Here is a 22040-nt window from a genome sequence, read left to right as displayed (position 1 = left end):
GTTACAGGCAAGGAGGATTCCTCCTCGCCCATGACTTACTTCTTACGGTTGAATCTGCTTAAGTAATTTCTCTTTATCCGCTTTCAGCTTCTTTTCTATGTTTTCTGCTGTTTGCTGAATAGCTGTCTTGGAATCTATATTTTTGTCAATTGCATTCAGCACGCCTTCAACCCAAAGCGGCCATGCTAAACCATCAAGAGGAGTGTATCTGCGAACAGGAATTTTATCCGTTAGAGAGGTATAGAATTTTTGATCTTCCTGGCCACCTAAATATTCACTTACGTGTGAACTGTACCATTCTGTACTCGTAATATTTTTCCAATCGGGTTGAACCGATTGTTCCATCCATACTTTCCATGCTTCTTCAGAAGTGGTCACCCACTCTATGAAAGCCCAGGCAGCATCCTTATTCTGACTCTGTGCAGGAAGAACAAAAGTAGAACCACCCATACCGACATTTAAGCCAAACGGCATATTCGTTGCTCTCCACTTTCCTTTTTGTTCTGGAAAGTTAATACTGAGATCCCTAGCTCCATAAGTACCGGTAACGTACATTGGGGACTCCCCTTTTTTAACACGCTGCTTTCCTTTATCGCTTAGAATGCCATCATGCGGAGCAATCTTAAGCTGATTTACACGCTTACTGATATCGAGATATTGAATAAAGTCTTCTGTGTTTCGAATATAGTTCAATTCTGTATCATAATAACCGAGAGAATCACCGTACCAGTGAACTGGAGAATCTCTCCATTCCATAGCGTACTTACCATTTGCTTTTAGAATCTGAGCCAGTGTGAAGAAATTTTCAGGGTCCTGAATGTACTCCCCGAGTTCTTCCGGATCAGACGGAAGACCAAGTTCTTCAAAAATATCAGCTCGATAATAAGTTACTGCCGGCGTTATATCCCATGGCATGCCAAGTAACTTCGTACCATCAATAGAAGACCAGCGATTCCAGTTGTACTCCGATACAAGGTCTTTATATTTGCCCGCATCATAAGGCTGCTTAAGCAAATCAACAAGTACATTTGTTGTGCTGTATCTTGGGAACTGACCTTGTTCTACGAGTGCAACATCAGGCGCCCCTTTCCCTGCTGCTAGCGTTGTTTGGAGCTTGTCATGTAGATCGCCAAAAGGAACATAAACGGTTTTCAGCTTGATATTAGGATAGACCTTGTTAAAATCCTCTTGAAGCTTTGCGGACTTCTCTTTATCATCAAGAAATGTCCAGAACGTAATTTCCCCTGACATGTTTGGATCAAGGGTAGACGTGGGAAGCATGTCTTCCTTTTCTTCTGTCTCTTTTTCTGTGCCTGTATCTCCTCCGCCTTGGTCAACCGGAGTGACAGTTTCTGTTGTTCCTGAGCCTGCTTCCGGTGTGGCACCACCAGAACATGCTGTAATCATGGCAATAACGAGTACACATAAAACCAATAGAGTAAATCTTTTACGCATGACAATCCCTCCTTAGAATGGCTTAATATATAAGACGGAAGTGGAAGTCAGCCAGCTGCAAGCAACAGACTGAAAACCCCGTTCATCTTAAAAAGGAAAATATATACATATCTTATAATATAAGCGCTTACATTATTGAATAGGAATAGATATGGTTTCTGTTACTTATGTTAGAAGGTTGTTTCTCATGTAGGAAGGAACCAAGTAATTTACAAAGAATGTATAGTAGTAGATAGATGGTTAGAAAGCAGATGAACTCATGGCGGGAAAAGCAGAATTCGTACGAATGTTTAGCTATTGAAAAGAAACACTATCACTAAGATAAATGTTAATTGAATAACCAAATTATTACGGATTAATGATCTATTTGTCAAGAAAAATAAAAATAATAAAAAAACATGCTCTAATCATTCATTCTAGAGCATGTTAAAGGTTTAACTTATTACTTTTCTATAGTACACATGACACTCTATTTCACGATCGCCAGCGCAAGACCATCATATGCAGGAAGCATGGTACTCATCAGGCGTTCATCGGTAGCAATGCTTTCATTAAATTTACGAACGGCTTGAACGGAAGGCCCATTTTTCTCTGTGTTCAGTGTTCTGCCGCGCAAGAAACAATTATCCCCCGCAATAATAGCTCCCGGATTTGCTAGCTGTATCGCGTATTCAAGATATACGGGATAATTTTCTTTATCTGCATCTATAAAAAAGAAATCAAATTTCTTACCTTCTTTTTTAAGCTCCTCCAGACTGTCTGCCGCAGGTCCAATTTTGTATTCCACTTTCTCCCCGTACCCTGCCTTTGTCAGATGGGCATGTGCAAGTGCTGCATATTCTTCTTTAAGTTCCAGGGAGGTAAGTCTTCCTTCTTCAGACATTCCTCGAGATAAACAGATGCCGCTGTAACCACCTAGAGCCCCGATTTCGAGCACTTTTTTGGCTCCCGATGTTTGTACGAGAAACGTTAATAATCGGCCATAGGCAGGGGCAACAGATACTTCTGGCATCCCTTTTTCCTTAATCGTCTGGATGACTTCAGCCAAGAGCGGATCTTCCTCATATAAATCATTTACATAATCGTCTGGATGAATATTCACTTCACTCAATTCCTCCTTCATTCTACTTTCCTTATGGACATAATTGTTCTATAATAAATGTTTGTTTTATATACCCTTGTTTTTGTCTACTCTAGACGAAAGACGAAAGGTGCGTATATCATTGTACTGGTCCTGATTCAATCAGGCAAGAACACACTCAAATATAAGAAAATATAAGAAAGGTAATCCTGCCGCTTCATTCATAAGCAGCAGTGATGACCAAGATGGAGTTGACGTTTCTTTATGCAACCTTTGCAATTAATTGCAACGACCCCAATGGGGACAGAAGCCGTCGTTTCAAGAGAATTGAAACTGCTTGGCTATACCGATGTAACCACCCAAAATGGGCGGGTAATGTTCTCCGGTGATTTTATTGATATTGCCAGATGTAATCTTTGGCTGCGCAGTGCCGACCGGATCCTGATTAAAATGGGTGAATTCAAAGCTACTACGTTTGATGAACTATTTGAAGGAACAAAAGCTCTGCCTTGGCAAGACTGGATACCTGCGGATGGTGAATTCCCAGTCCAAGGACGTTCCCATAAATCGCAATTATCCAGTGTTCCCGCTTGCCAAGGGATTGTCAAAAAAGCCATTGTAGAAAAACTAAAGCAGACTTATCATACGGAATGGTTTCCGGAAGATGGCCCACGTCTCGTCATCGAAGTCCATTTGCTCAATGATATAGCTATGCTGACGATCGATACCAGCGGAACTGGCCTTCATAAACGTGGTTACCGTAAACTCGTAACCGAGGCTCCACTGAAAGAAACACTGGCAGCTGCTCTTATTCAACTGAGCAGATGGGGCCCGCATCGCCCGTTTTATGACCCGTTCTGCGGTTCTGGAACCCTGCTGGTTGAAGCTGCAATGATTGGTTGGAACATTGCTCCTGGTCTGCGCCGCTCGTTCAGTGCTGAGCATTGGCCGATTGTTCCTACTGAAGTGTGGAACCAAGCACGAGAAGAAGCCTTCGATCTCGTGAAAGACGATGTACCGCTTCAAATCGCTGGCAGTGATATTGACCCGCAAGCTATTGAAGTCGCAGAAGCTGCCGTCAGAAGCGCCGGTTTTGCGAAGGAGATTAAACTTGATGTTCTTCCTGTTTCCCGTGTACGCCTAAAAGGCGATTATGGATGTCTGATTACAAACCCACCTTACGGGGAACGGATCGGTGAGCAAACGGAAATTGAAAGACTGATCTACTCCTTAGGGAGAGTTGCTGCAGAAGTACCAACATGGTCTTTCTTTGCCATCACCTCCACTACATCATTCGAAAAACATTTCAATCAAAAAGCAGACAAACGCAGAAAATTGTACAATGGACGTATTGAAACTCAGTTTTATCAATTTTTGGGACCATTGCCACCAAGACCCGATCGGTCGTAATACACAAAGAGGGAGTAAACGTATTGTTTACCCCTCTTTTTTATTTTCCCCTTAGTAAATCGTTATTACAAAGCGATATCTTTTCTTTTGCAAACCTTGACGTTTATTACTCTGGCTTAAGGCGATATAATAAGACAGGAAAATCAATTTCTCAATCTGAAAAAGGCTCACTTGGAGGTTACCTATTGCCTAACATCTCAAACCCCATACTCGTTTCACATCGCAAAAAGTTCACCTGGCTCAGAAGTTATCTTCCTTATCTTCTATTTCTGATCATCATGATTCTAAAGCTCGGATATTTTCATGATGAACTGAACGCAAGAAATATAGATATGAGCCGGATTGATTATGTCATCGCTGGTGGTTCCTTACTCATCGTTTCATTTTGGGTATTGCTACTGCCCGTACGAATCCGGATCATCACTTTGTCGTTATTAAATCTCCTTCTAACGGGAGTCATCTATGCAGATCTTGTCTATTATCGTTATTTCGGCGATTTTATAACCGTTCCGGTATTGCTTCAGACAGGACAAGTCGGTTCACTCGGAGATAGTATTCGTTCTCTAATTTACAGTAGTGATCTATGGTTCTTTGTAGATCTTATCTTGTTAGCTATATTTGGGCTGCTTTATGTAATACATTTATATCGAAAAAGCAGGAGAAACCGCAGTTCTCTCCATTCTGTACAAAAACAAAGAGCAGATCAGCAAGCTTCTTTGCGAAGCAGACTCGTAAGCGGAGTGCTCGCTTTCGTTCTTGGCACCATACTCACAGTTGGTCCTATTCAGCATTCCAGCAAAACTTGGGCTGCAGGACTTTTTGAAGGAAACTGGTGGAATATGACTCTTTATAATGTCACGGGTCTGCTTGCTTTCCACGGCTATGATGTTTATCGCTATAACAAAGAACGTATGAACAGTCGGGCAGCGATCTCTGACGAGGACCTCGAAGAAACCGTTGCTTATTTTTCTGAAAAACAAGAAGAAGCAAGAAAAGCCGCCCAGGCCGAGACTTTTGGGAAATATAAAGGGAAAAATGTAATCATTGTTCAAGTGGAGGCTTTCATGAACTTTGTGATTGGCAAAGAAATCGGCGGAGAAGAAATCACACCTCACTTTAACAAATTAATGAAGGAGAGCCTTTACTTCGAAAATTTCTATCATCAAACTGGCCAGGGAAGAACTTCAGATGCCGATTTTCTGACGAATATATCGCTGCATCCTCTCCCTACGGGTTCTGTTTTTGTTAGATACCCGGATCACGAATATGACTCTCTCTCATCGATCCTGGGCAGCGAAGGATACCATACAGCCGCTTTCCATGCCTATGAGAGCAGTTTTTGGAACCGGTATACGATGTATAAAAACATGGGGTATGATCAATTCATTAACCGAAATAACTATATTATGGACGAAGCCGTAGGCTGGTCGCTGGGTGACAAATCCTTTTTTAAACAATCTGTCAATTATATAACGGAAGAACAAGCGAAAAATCCGGCTCCGTTCTATTCTTTTATGATTACACTCACCAGTCACCATCCTTATGTCATGCCAGCTTCTCTACAAGAACTAAACACCGGCTCTCTTGGTAAAACAATGTTGGCTGATTACTTACAATCCATTCATTATGCAGATGCAGCGCTCGGAGAACTTGTGGAACAATTAAAAAAAGAAGGACTATGGGATGACACCCTGCTTCTCGTCTATGGAGACCATGACAGTTCCATCAAGGAAAAAGCAGATTATGAAACGTTTCTCGGTACATCACTCAGCGATCTTGAGATGCATCAAATTATGAATCAGGTTCCCTTACTCATGCACCTTCCGGATGGAGACAAGGCGGGAATATATCTTGAACCTGCCGGACAAATTGATATAGCCCCTACTGTTCTGCATCTGCTCGGCATCTCTACCGAAGATAATTACCTTATGGGATCGGATTTACTGAGTACCTTCAAGCGGATGACTGTACTTCGTACTGGCGCTTTCGCAAACAGTGATCTTGTATATATTCCTTCGGAAGACCGTCTGTTCGAAAATGGATCATGTTATGAAATGCCCGCAGGTGAACAAACCGATATCCATGCGTGCAAACCGTCTTACGAAAAAAGCAAATTAGAATTATCCATTTCCGATCGGCTTATTACACACAACTTAATCCATAAGCTTCGTGCTAAAGAGTGATGTTTCTACACACAAAAAAACCTGTTCGCACTTCGTGCGGACAGGTTTTTTGGGTGTGCAGGGTGATAAAGCCGTTGCTCACTGAATATTTACTTTTTGCTCACATTCAGGGATGAAAGACGTTCTTTCTCTTCTGAGAGAATCTCCTGTGCAAATTCTACTCCGCTATATGTGGTTTGCTGCTCAGCCGCTCTGACAGCATTCTCGGTACGAACCAATCGATTCTGTGCCTGCTGTATGAGCTCTTCTGTAGGCTGAGATACCGCCGCAGTTACTGCATGGTGCAGTTTCTTAACGGAACTCGAAGCCTGGGCAACCAAAGTGGAAGATTGCAAACTGGAATGATCGTGCTTCATTTTTGAAAACCACTCTCCTTCTCTCAAAATCCTGCTACAATCTTAGCATGGTTTGAAATTAGGGAGGTTATGCAGTGGTCTTTATTTTTTTATAAATGGAGCTGCTTTCGCAAGTACTTCATCTTCGGTAGGGGCACTGATATATCGTCCATTGATATATACAAATGCACGTTTACCGCATGGGCCACAGTAAGATTTACATCCGATCTTAATTTCGGCATCAGGAGCCATCTTCTGTAGTTTCGAAACCATACTTTTTAGTTTGATGTGCTTACATTTTTCACATACTCTAATATCGTTAGCCATTTATTCCCCTTCTTCTTTCACCAAAGGCTTAATGATTAATATTGTTCCCTTGTGAAGGGTCTGTAATTACAAAACCTTCTCTTGGAAAGTAAAGGTAGTCCACTTTAATATTTTCAAGCATTGGTTTTCCTTTTTCAAGCAAAACATCAATTTCTTTATCTGTGGAAACCAATTCATCATTTTCTTTTTGTGTATCAAAATCAATACCATAATGCACGTGATCGCCATGATCCAGCGTAATCAGAACGCGTACCAATTTCCCTTCATTCTCAGGCAAGTCCAGTTCGCGCTTCAATACTTTCGCTGCGTTACGAGTGATCTTTACTTTCATGTATATTCATCTCCTAGAATCTATAAATAGTGATCAGTGCTTCAGGCATTTATTGTGAAGATTATAAGCCTGTCCATTGACAATACATTATATTTTAATCAAGAACAGCTTAAATCGCAAGGAATAACCTCTCATTTTTACCGATTACTTAGATCACTAGGAGCATTAATTGAATATTTACGCTCCGCTCTTGTCACGAACCAGTTCATTAGCAGCATCGTCACTCCGATATCATCAATGGGCATGAACGGTAGCACATCTGGTAGAATCCAGTATAAAAGAGCAGGAACAAGAAATAACATTTTATCAAACATCGACACCTTAGAAGAAGTGAGCAATGCAGGTAAACGTCTAATAATATGGGACCATCTGTTTAATGAAAATAACCTTCTCCATTTCATTGTCATGTACTCCTTCCTAAGTTCAGAATATGATTATCATACCATAATGAAGGCATACGGAGGGCATGTATCATTTCCCTCCTGCGCCTTCTTCATCCTATTCACCGTTTTGTTTTGCACTCACCAGCATCATTGCCGTCACCATGATCCGCTCCACTTCCTGAGCAATTGTATCGTACTGTGATACGGGCAGCGGATTCACACCAAGTCCTGTTTCCACCGTAAATCCTGGTCTTCTAAACTCAAGAATAAACCAGTCTTTATATCCTGCGTCACTTCCGAAAAGTTTCACCGCTTTGTACCCGGCAGCATCAGCCAGTTGTACAGCCCAGTTCTCACTATATGCAGGTTCCGCATTACGATAATTCCAGTATACTTCTTGACCCTGGCTGTGAAGAGCAATGACCGCATCAAACTTTCTTTCTTTCGTGAAGCTTGCCAAAGCAATAGATTCAGGTTCGGACAAGGGGCTCTCCCCCCCAAAATCTCTTGGACCCGGCCCGGTTTTCTCTCGCCGGCTTGCCTCCTCCTGCCAGAAGGCGGGAAACTGGTCGTTTAAATCTACACCGCGAATGTTGGCTTTCCAGTTTGAAAAATTGGTGTCTCCCCCATTTAACTCCAGTAATTCCTTCTTCCAAGGATGATCTTCCTGAGGTCCACTCAGTACGAGCTCAATCCCATCTGGGTTTAACATAGGTAGTACCCACAATGTAATTTCTTCAAACCAAAGTTCGGGCGGATGGCCATGAAATGTTGTTCTTTCATTCAATGCTTTGATATAGTTTTTCACAAAAAACATCAGACACGGAACATTCAGCCATTCATTTGCATGCATCCCTGCATTGACATGAAGGTGGGTTTCCCCCCTCCCTATGGCAATATAGGGGATATCTTTCCCCATCACGCTTTTTCCGATTACACCGTATCTTATCCCAGGATTGCCCGAGCAGATTTCATCCAGGTCATGTAATAATTCCCGATATCCATACCGTTCCATCCTTATCCCTCCTATGAGAAAACGAAAACGTATGTTACCGCAGTATATGCATATGACTTTGTCCGCCGTGATAATCATCTATATCAAAGTCATGACCACAAACCACAAAAAAGCAACCTAAGCCCGAATGAAAATCAGACTAGAGGTTGCTTTTTTATACGAATGGAATGAAGTTATAGTTACAGCATTTTGGATACTTGCCATACAACAGGAGTATTCTTAATCTGTTCCCCTAGCCAAGAACGGGCTATGCTTTGGAACATCTCTGGATCTCCGCTGCAGAAAAACTGGTGAACCGGTGTATCCTCTATCGTAGCAAGCTTGCGTTTATCATATAAAATAGTGCTGGTTTCTCTCGCAGTTTCATCTGCTGAGCTAATCAGCTTCACGCTCGGCCCCATAACTTCTTTAATACAATCCGTCAAAAATGGATAATGCGTACATCCCAGAATGAGTGTATCTATAGGGAATTCCTTCATTCGTGATAGTGAAGTTTCTACCGTGTTTTTTGCATGTTCCGAGCGAAAATCCCCTTGTTCCACAAGTGGAACAAGGGCAGGACAAGCTAAGCTTTCCACATGAACATAAGGAGATAACTGTTTCAATGCTTCGGTGTAAGCCCCGCTGTTAATCGTACCTACCGTGCCAATTACACCAATGTTCGCTGTCTTTGTAGCGCTAATCGCTGCACGAGCCCCAGGATGAATGACACCAATAACCGGAATATCTACTTTTCTCTTAATATGCTCAAGGGCAGCAGCTGTAGCTGTATTACATGCAATCACAATCACTTTTGGGTCAAACTGAACCAAAAAATCAACAATCTGTTCTGTAAAATGTATTACTTCTTCGGACGAACGGGGTCCGTATGGTGTACGGGCAGTGTCTCCAAAATAAATCACTTTTTCCCGAGGGAGTTGACGCATAATTTCTTTGGCAACGGTCAATCCTCCAACACCAGAGTCTAATATAGCAATAGCTTGTTGCACGAACACACCGCTTCCTTCTTCAATAATTTCCCTTCTTTTCACCTTTACATTATGATTGATTCGGCAAAAAGGTACCTACATCTTACTCCATTTCACACAAGCCTTCAACAATTCCACAGTACAAAAAGGCCTGACTTCAACTGCTGTAAGGAACAGCAGGAAGAAGTCACAGACCTTTTTTCAGCTACGCAGCTGAATCATAGATTCTGATGGAACCCTAAATTATTAATTACTTGCTCTCATTAATTTTCTTGATTTCGGCTAGAATAGATTCCTCTATATTTGCCTCTTCTTCCGTGCTGAAGGATGATACCGTTACGAACACTGGTTTTGTTTTACCGATCGAACGGAATTCTTGAATGATTCCTTCCGTCTTTTCCACGACTTTAGCAGAAAGCTGAGAACTTTGATCCGTAATTTTAGTGGCCAAATCTTGACTTTTCTCTGTAACCAGCTTTGCACCATCTGAAATATCTTGACGTAGTTCTGCTCCTGCTTTAGGCGCGAAGAGCAGCGCAGTAATCGAACCTGCAATACTTCCAATTAATGTTCCCCATAGCAAACCTTTGTTTTTCTCATTCATGTCAAGCTCACTCCTTCTCACCCTGGGTCGGTTCACCGGACGCTTTGGAGAAACGCTGCCAGGTAGACCATAAGGTCAGCCCGGCATCAAGAGAACGAAACAATGGACTCATGCGCTGCTGATTCTCTTCATGAGCATGCTGTACATGCTGCATAACAGAACGGGAGATCGCAGAGCTGATGTTATCAACCTGCTGCGTCGTCGATCTGATCACCGTTCCCGCCGCTTCCATTGATTCCATGAAAGAAGCTGACTTCCGGATATGCTCTTGTAACATGAGCACCGTTTGATCCGTTCTTTGAAGCAACTGAATCGTATCCACGGTCAATAGACGCGCTCGTTCTTCCATCTGTAAGGTGGTGCCTTGTAACTGCTTAATAAGTCTTCGCAGATTCATAAGCACCGCAATCATGAAAGCAGAGAGGATAACAAACGCTCCCGCTGCAACAGCCACACTCCATTCCATCATGTTCCTTCCTCCTGCTATCCGGGCGAATGCCCATCTCTTGTTACCGCATTATAAGCAGGAGGAGCTTGACTTGACACACTTACGGAGAATTATTTATTTAAAACCACTTACGGTTCGATTTGACCAGCGTAATAGGGAGCCCCTGGATCGAGATCAATAACATACCTTCTAGGAGATACAATCGATTCCTGATGCTCACAGCGCCAGCGTTGGGAATCCGCTGTACCCAGCAGCTGACCATCGAGAATGACATCCCCTTGATCAAATAGATAATAAGCTGCACCAAACAGCGTTTGTGCTACTTTGTCGGGATCAAGACCCGCGAAGTGACACTGAAAATCTGGAACACCAAGTGAAGAAAGCCCTACCGTATCCATCACGAGTTCTCGGCGTGCCTCCGTTCCGCCCGCTTGATACAAACGAACATTCATCGCGCCGTAGAGGTGATCTCCGTTCTGCAGAGCCTGCGTATAGGCAGCAGGTTCAACAATCTTGTCACTGCCATAGAAGTAAAGCGCATCACAAGGGACAACCTCAAGCACAGCACGGAGTACCTCCTGAAAAAGCTGTAACCGTTCTTTGTGAGGCAATGCTGCTGTAAACAAGTCATGAATGCGAAGCTGATACTCGCAATCGCAGGTAACCCCCGCAGCTTCTTTCCAGTGCCATGACTGCTCTAATGATCCTTTAAATCGTTTTTTGTCTGTGATTTCCTGGACCGGTAAAATGCAAGTCTGTGCAGGAACCGTGCCATCCTCAAATGGTACCATGAATTCTGTATGCATAATGACCAGAGGTTCCTGCTCTTCTGTCTCGGAAGCTGCGCCTGACGAAGATGAAGTTCCTACAGAAACTGCCGCTCCATCTTTTAAACGTTTCTTAAGCACGCGGGCGTTCCCTGTTATTCGCCGCATCACTTCCATTAATTTTTCCTCACGAAATACAGGACGTTCTTTAAACAAAAGTTCGGCCATATATACCGGATGAAACCCTGAGTTCTGTTTTTGATCTGTATTTTGTGAAACTGACATGACGATTCCTCCTGAAGAAAGGTACTGCTTTTACTAGCATTAATAATTCTGGAATACCTTTTTTATTAGCTTCTGGCTTTCTGAAACGGTCCGAGTTCAAGCTCAAGATATGCACGAACCTGTTCTCCAAAACGGTCCAATACAGCAGGCAGCTGTACTGTCATCTCATGAAGACTTGTCCGATCCCAGGCATAATAATCCTGAACGAGCGGTTTACGAAGGGACACAAGATTCATAAATAAACGGTAACTCTCTTCGTCAAAAGCTCCTGCTTCATGAACAATTTCAACAATATCTTCATAACTGCTCGCATCACGAAGAATAAAACCATCAATGAGGTAACTTCCAACGTCTGTCACTGTCTCTATAGCCAGATGAAGTGCTCTTTCCTGAACCATGCCGTACAGCAGGCTTCCATCCCAATTCGAAGAAACTTCCCTAAGTGCAGCTGTAATTTCAGGAACACTGTTAAGGCGTAAATTAATTTGATCTATATTTACGTAGTACATTGAAGTCACATCCGTTTCGTATGTTGTCGGTTACGTTTGTTTTTCCGCTTTAACCAGATGAGCATGACAGGACATGCGATTAAAATGACGATCAGTATAAACATGGTTTCCATTACATCTTTTAAATCGCCCACTTGTAAGTTCCCTCTCTCTACTTGTTAAGATATGGTCTTACACTTCGTAATCGACTGCAACAGCAGAGTCTTTGACTTCGCTCATATGTTTGATAATTTCTTGGTGAACAGGATGAACTTGATAAGCCTCTAGATCCTCCAGGGAATCAACTACTGCCGTAAGGGAGATGTCAAAAGAACGCTCTGTTTTTAGGACATCTACGCCAATCTCCAGCGATCTTACAAATTCCATCTTTCCATCCATACTGCGAAGAATTTCAGCCGTACGCTGAATCGCTTCCTCTGAACGATCTTTTAGTTTGAAGAATACAATGTGTTTAATCATATATATCGGCTCCTTTGTCTATAAGTAGTTCTTATTTATCAGTTGTTTAGATACGTTACAAAAAATATATCATAAACACGCGAACATTGGAAAATTATCAGCCTCGTTTCTCTTAAGTAAATAAAAAAAAGGCTCCATCTACGAAAAGATAGTCCTTCACCAAGTCTTCGATCTTTACTTTTTGGAGTCTTCTTCCGATGCTGCTTCTATATCTTTATTTGTTACATCTTGCTCAGTGCTCGTCTTTCTCGTCATCTTTTCATTCGATTCTTTTTCATACGATTCTTTTTCTTTCTTTTCTTCTTCATCTGACTGCCATTTCAAAACATAAATCATTTTTTTCAAGATATTCGGGATAGGAAAACCAATACGAGAGTAATTTTCAGTGATCGAGATCAGTTCATTGGCCAAATAAAAATATATGGCTCCTCCTTTTATCATATCCGTATTCATCAACAGATCTAATTGATTGGCAATCAGAATGACAAGAAGTATGAGCCCTTTCCGGCTCAGTCCCCAAAATCCGATTTCACTGTTCAGTTTTTCTTTTGTTCTGATGGCAGCTGCTACACCTGTTATATAGTCTACAGCCATAGCAATACACAAGAAAATCAAGAGTTCAGACCAGCCCCCAAATGCATACGTAAACAACATTCCTACCAAACCTACATTAATCAGTGCTGGGTTCACTTTCAGCCCCCCTTCTTTCCTCCTTCCTATTAATCTATGAAAACAGATAAAATTTGACAGTACTTTCAACTACTTCGTATAGGAAAAGACAATAAATTTGATTTTCACGAAAGATAAAATTAGTATTTTAGACCTATTTTTTATGGGTAAAATAAAAAAAACGCATAAAAACATCCTATAAAATAGATATAATATACATTATATGGTTCTAAAAATAGTTCGATATTCATCTAACAAGGACTTAACGCATATAAAAAGGTTATTTATCCACTGTTAACTGTATACTTGAAAGTGAACATTACTTGTTGTAGTATTTGATTAAAAAATCGGAGGAAATATGCCTAAACAACAAGATCAACACTCAATCCAGGCCTGGTCTCTGATCAACCGCAAATATCTAGGAAAAGGCGTCCGCGTTAAGCGTTTCCGCAGACCGACTCGCTGTCAGGTCCGCAATCGAATTTTGCTTGCTGTCCTCATGGCTAATGACATTAAATTGTCTCAATTAGCAGAAGATTTATCTATATCTTCCCGCAGTGTAAGCGCATGGGTATATGAAGGTCGTATTCCTGGAAATACCAATCTCGAAAAGGTATGTCAGTTGCTTGGTTATCCGCGCCACATTTTGTTCAATGAAGAAGTAATTCGTACAAGTCCTGTCATTTGTCAGCCTGAAGCCTCTCGTTTTATGAAACGGACGGTGACCCGTTCTCCTGTGAGCAATCGCATTCTTACGGGACTCTGTATGGTACATGATTTGTCCGTAACGGACGTAAGTCACTGGATCGGCGTACATCCAGGAACCTTCCGCAAATGGCTTCATCAAGGAACTTTGCCTTCACCGGCATTTCAAGAGCAGGCAGAGCAATTTTTTAAAATTCCAAAATCCATTTTATTTGCGGATGCCATATTAAAACAAAATTCATAGACTGAATACATAAGGATGTTCCAAAGCAGATGATGCAACACTCTGCCTGGAACATCCTTTTTTAATCATTTGTACGTACAATATGACAATACTCCTTACAGAATTAGCGTATGTGTTACAGATGTTCATTCATTGATTACATGTTAGGAACAACTTTCTCATTTCTATACGTCAACCCCGTATAACGGGGTCTAAGGGTATGAGCGATAGCCATTGCATCTTTAAACTCAGATTCTGATACATTCATGTCTGCAAGTGTTGCAGGTCCGCCCACTTTGCTAAGCCAATCCTGCATCTGCTCTCTTTGTGGCAAATCTTTATATGCTTCAAAAGCAGAGACATTCTCTGCGTGATACAAATCGCGGTAGATGTCAGTTAGAAGCGCAGAAGCTACTCCTACCTTAGCTCCATGAAGAATAGCATGTCTTCCCTGCTCCATAAATCTCATCTCGAGACGATGAGAAATATGATGTTCTCCTCCTGATGCTGGGCGAGAATGATCGATCAGAAGCATCGAAATCCCGGAAACAATGAGCGCATCCATCAAGATAGATACACCTTTCTCGCTCCCTTCTGCAATATCATCCACATGAAGAACACACCTATTCAGTGCTTCCTCTGTCATTTGATAAGCGAGCGGGCAAAATGGTTCTTTCCCGAGATCACGCGACACTTTCCAATCTGCAAGTGATGTAAATTTACCCAGCATATCACCAAAACCAGCTGCCGTCAGTACCTGCGGAGCTGCAGACAGAACTTCTAGATCGGCAAAAATAGCATGGGGTGCCGTCGCCTGAAACGTTTGTTTCACCCCGCGGATAACCAGGGGCGCTCCTGCAGAAGTAAATCCATCGACGGAAGCTGCGGTCGGAACAGAAATGAACGGAATGTTCATTTTAAAACATACGATTCTTACCAGATCATGAATAGTTCCTGATCCTACGGCAAGAACCGCCTCACTGCTATGGGAAAGGGCCAGAAGCAGCTCTACAATAAATGCTTCGTCAGCAATTACATCTCCTGCTTTGTTAGCGTTAAGGAGTACTTCACTTACCGTAATGCCGGCATCTCCGAGAAGACCTGCGACTTTTCTTCCCGCAGCCTCTCCTGTATTTTCATCGTAAACGACGCTAACCTGTTTATAACCTTGACTCACCACATAGGGTGCAATCTTTTGCAGTGCCCCTTTTTCCATAGAAATCTGAATATTCACTTTATAATGTGCTGATCCACATTCACAATGACTCGCCTCTTCATTCCATCTTTCTATACGTTCATTCATATCCATGACTAAAACGCCTCCTGTAAGATGAATTCACTCTCCAGTGTCTAATATGTACGTACAAATTGTCAACTAAAAAGACTGCTCTAACACGGTTAAAGTGTCTGAACAGTCTTTTATCACCTTAATATGTTCCAAACTAGCTAAGGATCACTTATTTATATTCGGGAAGCCAATCTCTATGGGCCTCTATTAATTCATCGCACATATGGATGATATCATCCATAGAAAGTTCTGCTGCTGTATGTGGGTCAAGCATTGCTGCATGATAAATATGTTCTTTCTTGCCTGTCATCGCTGCTTCAATGGTAAGTAGCTGTGTATTAATATTCGTCCGATTAAGCGCTGCACACTGCGGAGGCAGATCGCCAACGAATGTCGGGCTTATTCCACTGCGATCCACGAGACAGGGTACTTCTACACAAGCTTCTTTGGGAAGATTGGTAATAAGACCTTGATTCATTACATTACCGCCGATTTTATAAGGAATACCGGTTTCAATCGCTTCTAAAATGTAGGAGGCATATTCGTGAGTACGCTGATGTCTCAGTTCCGTATTATTCACAATCTCATCCCGCATACGTTCCCAGCCTGCGATTTGTTCCACACACCGCCGCGGGTACTCGTCAAGCGGGATTTGGAATCTTTCAATGAGTTCCGGATAATTCTTTTTAATAAAGTAAGGGTGATATTCCGCATTATGCTCAGATGACTCTGTGATGTAATAACCAAACTTCAGCATCATCTCGTATCGAACCATGTCTCCATGAGATTCCTTTTGCTTCTCCGCTGCTCTTCGCTTAATCTCTGGATATAAGTCCTCCCCATCCCGCGTTACTTCCAGGAGCCATGCCATATGGTTAATTCCCGCGATCTTCGCCTGTACTCCCGTTTGATCTATGCCAAGGTGTTCAAACATATGAGGTACACATACCTGCACACTATGACATAATCCTACGGTTTTGATTCCTCCGTATGTATTCATTACATTCGTGAGCACAGCCATAGGATTCGTGTAATTCAAAAATAGTGCATCAGGACATACTTCCCGCATATCAGCAGCGATGTCCATCATAACTGGAATCGTACGCAGATTACGGAATATGCCGCCGATGCCAACGGTATCGGCAATCGTTTGACGAAGACCATACTTCTTCGGAATTTCAAAGTCGGTAATCGTACAAGGATCATATCCGCCAACTTGAATCGCATTAATCACATATTTAGCTCCGCTCAGCGCTTCCTTACGATCGGTGTAAGCTGTAACCCTGCATGTGCTGCCCACGCTCTTTTTCAAATTATTCAACATTTTCTCTGAATCGGTCAGTCGCTCTAGATTTATATCAAATAAAGCTAATTCAAAACCTTGCAAAGCAGGGGTCATCATACAGTCACCTAACACATTTTTAGCAAACACGGTACTTCCTGCCCCGATAAATGTAATCTTGTCCATCTTTCATTCCTCCTTAGCTGCAATTAAAAATATTCACTTGTTACGATGCAACTCATGACTCACTGTCGTTAAAAATCTAGTTTCACCCTGTATTACGGTGTTTTTATTGTATTCTTTGTTTTTTTGTTACGCTTTCAATATAAAACAATAAGAGAGAAATAAATATGGAGAAACACAAGACATATATGGACGTTTGTTGCATTATTAAAAAGAGAGATTCTAGATCATTGAACTAGAACGGGAGGAACTTATATGTACCAAGAGCATACTCATTTCGAAGTAGCTATCAACCCCAATCCGGATCTGAATGAACCCGCTGTTTTATTTTCAGGTGAAGGAAGACCTGAACCCTCTCATGGAATTGGTCCATCTGTACATGAATATTATCTCGTACATACCGTCCTTGATGGAAAAGGTATCTTTGAGTGTAATGGAGTATCCTACCCTTGCAAAAAAGGGGATACTTTTTTTATCTTCCCGGGTATTTTATTTCGTTATCAGGCCGACTCCTCTGACCCTTGGCACTATACTTGGGTGGCAATACAAGGGGTTACCGTATCCTCCTATTTAAGAAAAATAGGTGTAACGAAAGAGCGACCTGTTCTGCATACCACAGATGTGTCTACTGCTCATGAGTTATTCAGACGAATCCGTCTTTCTTTTCGGCAATCTGCTTATTCGGAGATGGAAAATTTAGAGGCGTCTGGCTGGATGCGACTGCTTCTTCATCATTTTGGTCTAGCTAATGCTGACTCGATCCAGTCCCCTGAGCGAGATCTCCCCACTATGATTGACCGCCAGGTTGAGCATGCCATACGCTGGATTTCCCTCCAATATCCTCAGCAGATCAGTATTCAGCATATTGCTTCAACACTTGGGTACCATAGAGCGCATTTATCTAAGGCTTTCAGAGCAAAGACGGGATACTCGCCTAAACAATATTTGATGAACGTCAGGCTAAAGAAAGCTCAAGAATTGCTATTAGGAAATCTGACCATTGACCAAGTATCCTCATCTGTTGGTTTTAATGATGCTTTATATTTCTCCAAGCAGTTCCGCAAAGAATTTGGTATGTCACCGACTGACTACCGGAATGCAGCAACAAGAACGCACGAAAAGAAAAATGGACAATAAAAAAGGCTCGTCACTATAGCTGCAAGAGCAAAGTGACGAACCTTTCTTAAGTAAGATGCGGCCGAGAGGACTCGAACCTCCACGGGGGTGAACCCACACGGACCTGAACCGTGCGCGTCTGCCAATTCCGCCACGGCCGCATAATCTATCATATTCCTGTATTATAATGGTAATTTTTGAGATTAGCAAGTATAAGTGAGAATCAAAAAAATCCCTCTGAAATGCTAATGGCTTTCTAAGAAAGCTCATTTCCGAGTAGCATCAGAGGGATGATTACATGTGGCTTATTGCCAGATTTGCTCTGCGATTTCTTTAATAAAAGCAAGTTTGTTCCATTGTTGTTCTTCTGTCAAAATATTTCCTTCTTCTGTCGAAGCAAATCCGCACTGAGGACTAAGGCAAATCCGGTTAATATCAACATACTCCGTTGCTTCTTCAATACGTTTGAAAATTTCTTCCTTGCTCTCCAGCTCCCCAATCTTAGATGAGAATAGACCAAGTACCACCTGTTGATCTTCTTTCAAGAAACGAAGAGGTTTGAAATCTCCCGCACGGTCCGTGTCGAACTCAAGATAGTAACCTGAAATGTTATCAATTCCAAGCAAAGTTTCAGCGATCGGTTCATATCCGCCTGAAGATGCCCATGTGGAATGATAATTACCACGGCATACATGTGTTGTAACGATAAGATCAGATGGCAAAGAGGAAACCGCCAGCTCATTAAGCCTTGCATACAGCTTAGCCGTGTCAGCAACGTTCACGCCTGCTTGCTGTTTTGCTTCCAGATAGTTTTTATCACACAGCATTCCCCATGTGCAGTCATCAAGCTGAATACTGCGGCAACCTGCTTCATAAAAGGCAAGAATGGCATCATGATAAGCTTTAGCAATGTCTTTTACAAGTTCTTCTTCACTGCTGTAGAACTTATCTATAGCAGCTTTATTCTCTGGACGATAAAGCTCAGAGAGGAACTGTGCCGGTGCAGGAATCGTTTGACGAGCTACCACATCATCGCCTGCTGCTTCTTTCAAAAATTGATAATGTGCAACAAATGGATGAGAAGAAGAAAATCCGATTTTACCCACAAGGCGTGCTGTTTCTCCTCTTGTGGTTTCCCCTTGGAATGGGTAGCCTTTGACATCACTTGCTTTCTCTACTCCATCGAGTCCCCACATAAAATCGAGATGCCACCAAGAACGACGGAATTCTCCGTCGGTAACAGCCTTTAGGCCCACTTCTTTTTGCTTTTCAACGAGACGAATAATCTCCTGATCTTCCACTTTTGTTAATTCTGCCTCAGAAATTTCCCCTGCCTGAAATTTAGCTCTGGCTTGTTTTAACGCTTCTGGGCGTAAGAAGCTTCCAACCACATCATAACGATAGGGAGTAACACTCCTCACTGTACCTGCTTTAGTAATTTGGCTCATATCATCGATCTCCTTTAATTGGTAATCCATAAGTTCATAATTGAAAGATACCATGATCGATCAGTTATAGTATAACTCCTATAAACTATAGCTGGTTATAACTTTAGACTATATCAAATTTTTGCGTTGCTTCCTGCAAGGCTTCTACATAGGCTAGTGCTAGCTTTGAAAGCATCGCATTTTTATGAGAGATCCAGCCTACATTTATAGTCTCATGATAATCCAGCGGTACAGGGATAATATCATGGCCATTTAAATCCGCACTCAAAACTCCAGTTGAAATCGTATAGCCGTTCAAACCAATCAAAAGATTAAATAATGTTGCTCTGTCATTTACTCGAATGCTTTTTTTATGTGATAACGTACTTAAAATTTCCTCTGAGAAATGAAACGAATTATATTCACCCTGTTCAAATGACAGATAAGGATACTCTTCTAAATCCTCAATGGTAACCTTCGATTGCCTTGCAAGCGGATTCTGCACACTAATAAAAATGTGGGGCTTCGCTGTGAACAAACTATGAAAATGCAGGTTCGCTGCATCGAGCAATTTACTCATCACCTTACTATTAAATTCATTTAAATAAAGAATTCCAATTTCACTGCGCAGCGTTTTTACATCTTCAATGATTTCATGTGTCTTGGTTTCTCTGAGTGCAAGTTCATATTCCTCCTGCCCATACTGCTGAACCAGCTTAACAAAAGCATTTACAGCAAAAGCGTAGTGCTGCGTGGATACGGCAAAATGTTGCGGCGAAGGTTTAGCGTTCATATACCGACTCTCAAGAAGTTCTGCTTGTTCAGCAACCTGTCTTGCATATCCCATAAATTCAACGCCTTCCATGGAAAGCGAGATTCCTTTATTGGTACGTTCGAAAATAGTAATGCCGATATCTTCTTCCAGATCACGAATTGCCTTGGATAAACTCGGCTGTGATATAAAAAGTCGTTTAGCTGCTTCGTTCATCGAACCTCGATTGGCTACCTCAATAACATATTTAAGTTGGGTAAGTGTGGCCATACCATCCCTCTTTCTCAGGTGAAAATTTCTATTCTCATTATACCAGTAGTAAGATTTGTTTTATCGCTAAAATTTCGGTATGTTTCACTATGTATCTACATAATCAATAAGTATTTAGATTTGTAACTATCTGAAAATGGGGTGAAGAATCTATGGCTATTGCACCGCCGATTCTGCGTAGAGGAGATACCGTTGGAATTGTCACCCTTGGGAGTCCGCTGAACCGTGCAACGATTGATGCGCGAATTGCGGTTTTGAGATCTACAGGGCTAAACACGATCGTGGGTGAACATGTATATGAGCAAGATGGTTTTCTAGCGGGTACAGATGAAGACCGAGCGGCAGATCTAATGGCAATGTTTCAAAATGATGAGGTCAGGTTAATTCTTCCCACTCGGGGAGGAACGGGGGTAGCAGGGATCCTTCCTTATCTTGATTTTGATATCATACGTAACAACCCGAAACTGATATCAGGATACAGCGACATTACCATTCTGCTTAACGCCCTTTATCAATATGCCGATCTGATTACACTTCAAAGCTTGATGTTAATTGACTTTACTCTCCAGACCCCTGCTTATAACTTTGAACAGTTTTTCACCGCCACTTCCATTCCCACTCCTACTCGCCGTATCTCTAACCCTCCAAGTATTCCGATGATAAGCCGCATCCCGGGAAATGTGACAGGTCCGCTTGTCGGAGGAAACCTCACTTCTTTTGTTGATACCTTGGGTACCCCTTATGAGATTGATATCAGGAACAAAATTCTCGTACTGGAAGAGACGCATGAGCCTACGAATACCGTCTACCGCTATTTAAATCATCTTCAGCTCGCTGGTAAACTAGAAGAGTGCGCGGGGATCATTATGGGCGAATGTACAGGTTGTCTGGAAGCTTACGGTGTATCCTATCAGGAACTCATTGAAGACGTTATTGTACCCTTAGGTAAACCTTTAATGACTAATGTAACGACAGCTCACGGTATTTATAAGGCTGCCCTTCCCATTGGAGCCGTTGTGAATCTGAATACAGAGGTCAATCAGCTGACTGTGGTCGAGCCCACTGTTCTTCCCTGATGCACATCTAACGGCTATGTTATACTGTCATAAAAAGGAATCTCCTTCGATTCACTATCTAGTAGTCATCGTATAAAAGAAAGGAAGAATTCTCAAGATGGAACCTGCCGAACTCATTGCCACACTTGCGGTTTTTTTATCATGTATCCTGCTGCTTATCGTAATGAAAGTAAAACGCCAAATCAAAGAAATTCAGCTTGAACTTGATCTTATCAGAAATCAAACAGGTCGAGCAGATTTTACTCCCTACTCACCTGTTTCTGATCCGAATCAAGGTCAAGCTGTCTCTTTTAACACGTCATCTGAGAAAATAAAAGTAACAGCATTTGATGAACAGCTCCTACTCATGGTCCAACAAGGTCAAAAAATTGCTGCTATCAAAAAGCTCAGAGAAGTAAAAGATATGGATCTGAAATCTGCTAAATTGTACGTAGACAAACTAGAAGAACAAATGTAGCTTAGATGATTT

General features: G+C 42.0%; 25 protein-coding genes and 1 tRNA gene. 6 read left to right on the top strand and 20 right to left on the bottom strand.

Annotation, left to right across the window (positions count from 1 at the left end; translation table 11 throughout):
* Positions 1 to 42 precede the first annotated feature (42 nt).
* The gene (locus tag PV403_RS03515) at positions 43 to 1455 is read right to left on the bottom strand and encodes an ABC transporter substrate-binding protein (RefSeq protein WP_332083604.1); all 1413 of its coding nucleotides are present in this window, start codon (positions 1453 to 1455) and stop codon (positions 43 to 45) included.
* A gap of 469 nt (positions 1456 to 1924) precedes the next feature.
* On the bottom strand, positions 1925 to 2578 hold the full coding sequence (locus PV403_RS03510; protein ID WP_213532170.1) for an O-methyltransferase: 654 nt from the start codon (positions 2576 to 2578) through the stop codon (positions 1925 to 1927).
* 222 nt (positions 2579 to 2800) lie between these two features.
* On the opposite strand from PV403_RS03510, the gene PV403_RS03505 reads away from it, so the two are divergent.
* Positions 2801 to 3946 (top strand): THUMP domain-containing class I SAM-dependent RNA methyltransferase, encoded by a 1146-nt coding sequence (locus PV403_RS03505; RefSeq protein WP_213532169.1) that lies wholly within the window; start codon positions 2801 to 2803, stop codon positions 3944 to 3946.
* Between the two features lie 185 nt (positions 3947 to 4131).
* The gene (locus tag PV403_RS03500) at positions 4132 to 6129 is read left to right on the top strand and encodes an LTA synthase family protein (protein ID WP_332083603.1); all 1998 of its coding nucleotides are present in this window, start codon (positions 4132 to 4134) and stop codon (positions 6127 to 6129) included.
* Positions 6130 to 6218: 89 nt separating this feature from the next.
* Here PV403_RS03500 and PV403_RS03495 read toward each other — a convergent pair whose 3' ends face one another.
* The 13 genes from PV403_RS03495 to PV403_RS03435 form a co-directional block, all read right to left on the bottom strand.
* Positions 6219 to 6485 (bottom strand): hypothetical protein, encoded by a 267-nt coding sequence (locus PV403_RS03495; RefSeq protein WP_213532168.1) that lies wholly within the window; start codon positions 6483 to 6485, stop codon positions 6219 to 6221.
* An 81-nt stretch (positions 6486 to 6566) separates the two neighbouring features.
* The gene (locus PV403_RS03490) at positions 6567 to 6791 is read right to left on the bottom strand and encodes a DUF1450 domain-containing protein (RefSeq protein ID WP_191798050.1); all 225 of its coding nucleotides are present in this window, start codon (positions 6789 to 6791) and stop codon (positions 6567 to 6569) included.
* A 28-nt stretch (positions 6792 to 6819) separates the two neighbouring features.
* The gene (locus PV403_RS03485; protein WP_160032985.1) at positions 6820 to 7122 is read right to left on the bottom strand and encodes an iron-sulfur cluster assembly accessory protein; all 303 of its coding nucleotides are present in this window, start codon (positions 7120 to 7122) and stop codon (positions 6820 to 6822) included.
* Between the two features lie 137 nt (positions 7123 to 7259).
* On the bottom strand, positions 7260 to 7523 hold the full coding sequence (locus PV403_RS03480) for a hypothetical protein (protein WP_213532167.1): 264 nt from the start codon (positions 7521 to 7523) through the stop codon (positions 7260 to 7262).
* 97 nt (positions 7524 to 7620) lie between these two features.
* Positions 7621 to 8520, bottom strand: a complete 900-nt coding sequence (locus tag PV403_RS03475) for a M14 family metallopeptidase (RefSeq protein WP_213532166.1) — start codon at positions 8518 to 8520, stop codon at positions 7621 to 7623.
* 179 nt (positions 8521 to 8699) lie between these two features.
* Positions 8700 to 9509, bottom strand: a complete 810-nt coding sequence (racE, locus tag PV403_RS03470; RefSeq protein WP_283771258.1) for a glutamate racemase — start codon at positions 9507 to 9509, stop codon at positions 8700 to 8702.
* 229 nt (positions 9510 to 9738) lie between these two features.
* Positions 9739 to 10092: a YtxH domain-containing protein gene (locus PV403_RS03465; RefSeq protein WP_213532165.1), complete on the bottom strand. Its 354-nt coding sequence runs from the start codon at positions 10090 to 10092 to the stop codon at positions 9739 to 9741.
* A gap of 7 nt (positions 10093 to 10099) precedes the next feature.
* Positions 10100 to 10561, bottom strand: coding sequence for a DUF948 domain-containing protein (locus tag PV403_RS03460; protein ID WP_213532164.1), 462 nt, complete (start codon positions 10559 to 10561; stop codon positions 10100 to 10102).
* 107 nt (positions 10562 to 10668) lie between these two features.
* The gene (locus PV403_RS03455; protein WP_213532163.1) at positions 10669 to 11592 is read right to left on the bottom strand and encodes a DUF4261 domain-containing protein; all 924 of its coding nucleotides are present in this window, start codon (positions 11590 to 11592) and stop codon (positions 10669 to 10671) included.
* A 65-nt stretch (positions 11593 to 11657) separates the two neighbouring features.
* Complete coding sequence (locus tag PV403_RS03450; protein WP_213532162.1) at positions 11658 to 12101, bottom strand: DUF86 domain-containing protein; 444 nt, start codon at positions 12099 to 12101, stop codon at positions 11658 to 11660.
* A 5-nt stretch (positions 12102 to 12106) separates the two neighbouring features.
* Positions 12107 to 12235, bottom strand: coding sequence for a hypothetical protein (locus tag PV403_RS03445; protein ID WP_263621304.1), 129 nt, complete (start codon positions 12233 to 12235; stop codon positions 12107 to 12109).
* Between the two features lie 37 nt (positions 12236 to 12272).
* On the bottom strand, positions 12273 to 12560 hold the full coding sequence (locus PV403_RS03440; protein WP_191798037.1) for a Dabb family protein: 288 nt from the start codon (positions 12558 to 12560) through the stop codon (positions 12273 to 12275).
* 174 nt (positions 12561 to 12734) lie between these two features.
* Positions 12735 to 13250: a phage holin family protein gene (locus PV403_RS03435; protein ID WP_249717047.1), complete on the bottom strand. Its 516-nt coding sequence runs from the start codon at positions 13248 to 13250 to the stop codon at positions 12735 to 12737.
* Positions 13251 to 13587: 337 nt separating this feature from the next.
* On the opposite strand from PV403_RS03435, the gene PV403_RS03430 reads away from it, so the two are divergent.
* Complete coding sequence (locus PV403_RS03430; RefSeq protein WP_160032977.1) at positions 13588 to 14178, top strand: helix-turn-helix domain-containing protein; 591 nt, start codon at positions 13588 to 13590, stop codon at positions 14176 to 14178.
* A gap of 136 nt (positions 14179 to 14314) precedes the next feature.
* Here PV403_RS03430 and PV403_RS03425 read toward each other — a convergent pair whose 3' ends face one another.
* Positions 14315 to 15466: a sn-glycerol-1-phosphate dehydrogenase gene (locus tag PV403_RS03425; protein ID WP_213532161.1), complete on the bottom strand. Its 1152-nt coding sequence runs from the start codon at positions 15464 to 15466 to the stop codon at positions 14315 to 14317.
* A 148-nt stretch (positions 15467 to 15614) separates the two neighbouring features.
* Complete coding sequence (locus tag PV403_RS03420) at positions 15615 to 16913, bottom strand: alpha-glucosidase/alpha-galactosidase (RefSeq protein ID WP_213532160.1); 1299 nt, start codon at positions 16911 to 16913, stop codon at positions 15615 to 15617.
* A gap of 252 nt (positions 16914 to 17165) precedes the next feature.
* Here PV403_RS03420 and PV403_RS03415 point away from each other — a divergent pair, with 252 nt between their 5' ends.
* Positions 17166 to 18047 (top strand): AraC family transcriptional regulator, encoded by an 882-nt coding sequence (locus PV403_RS03415; RefSeq protein ID WP_213532159.1) that lies wholly within the window; start codon positions 17166 to 17168, stop codon positions 18045 to 18047.
* 56 nt (positions 18048 to 18103) lie between these two features.
* On the opposite strand, the gene PV403_RS03410 is transcribed toward PV403_RS03415, so the two are convergent.
* The 3 genes from PV403_RS03410 to PV403_RS03400 all read right to left on the bottom strand — a co-directional run bounded on the left by PV403_RS03410 (position 18104) and on the right by PV403_RS03400 (position 20495).
* Positions 18104 to 18187: transfer RNA gene (locus PV403_RS03410), tRNA-Leu, on the bottom strand.
* A gap of 144 nt (positions 18188 to 18331) precedes the next feature.
* Positions 18332 to 19474 (bottom strand): 5-methyltetrahydropteroyltriglutamate--homocysteine S-methyltransferase, encoded by a 1143-nt coding sequence (locus PV403_RS03405; protein WP_213532158.1) that lies wholly within the window; start codon positions 19472 to 19474, stop codon positions 18332 to 18334.
* 103 nt (positions 19475 to 19577) lie between these two features.
* The gene (locus PV403_RS03400) at positions 19578 to 20495 is read right to left on the bottom strand and encodes a LysR family transcriptional regulator (protein ID WP_213532157.1); all 918 of its coding nucleotides are present in this window, start codon (positions 20493 to 20495) and stop codon (positions 19578 to 19580) included.
* 152 nt (positions 20496 to 20647) lie between these two features.
* Here PV403_RS03400 and PV403_RS03395 point away from each other — a divergent pair, with 152 nt between their 5' ends.
* Positions 20648 to 21571 (top strand): S66 peptidase family protein, encoded by a 924-nt coding sequence (locus PV403_RS03395; RefSeq protein WP_213532156.1) that lies wholly within the window; start codon positions 20648 to 20650, stop codon positions 21569 to 21571.
* Between the two features lie 97 nt (positions 21572 to 21668).
* Positions 21669 to 22028 (top strand): hypothetical protein, encoded by a 360-nt coding sequence (locus tag PV403_RS03390; protein WP_213532155.1) that lies wholly within the window; start codon positions 21669 to 21671, stop codon positions 22026 to 22028.
* Positions 22029 to 22040: the final 12 nt, after the last annotated feature.

It is taken from the genome of Paenibacillus sp. GYB006 (assembly GCF_036577645.1).
Lineage (GTDB): Bacteria > Bacillota > Bacilli > Paenibacillales > Paenibacillaceae > Paenibacillus.
This window is presented reverse-complemented; position numbering and strand designations above follow the sequence as displayed.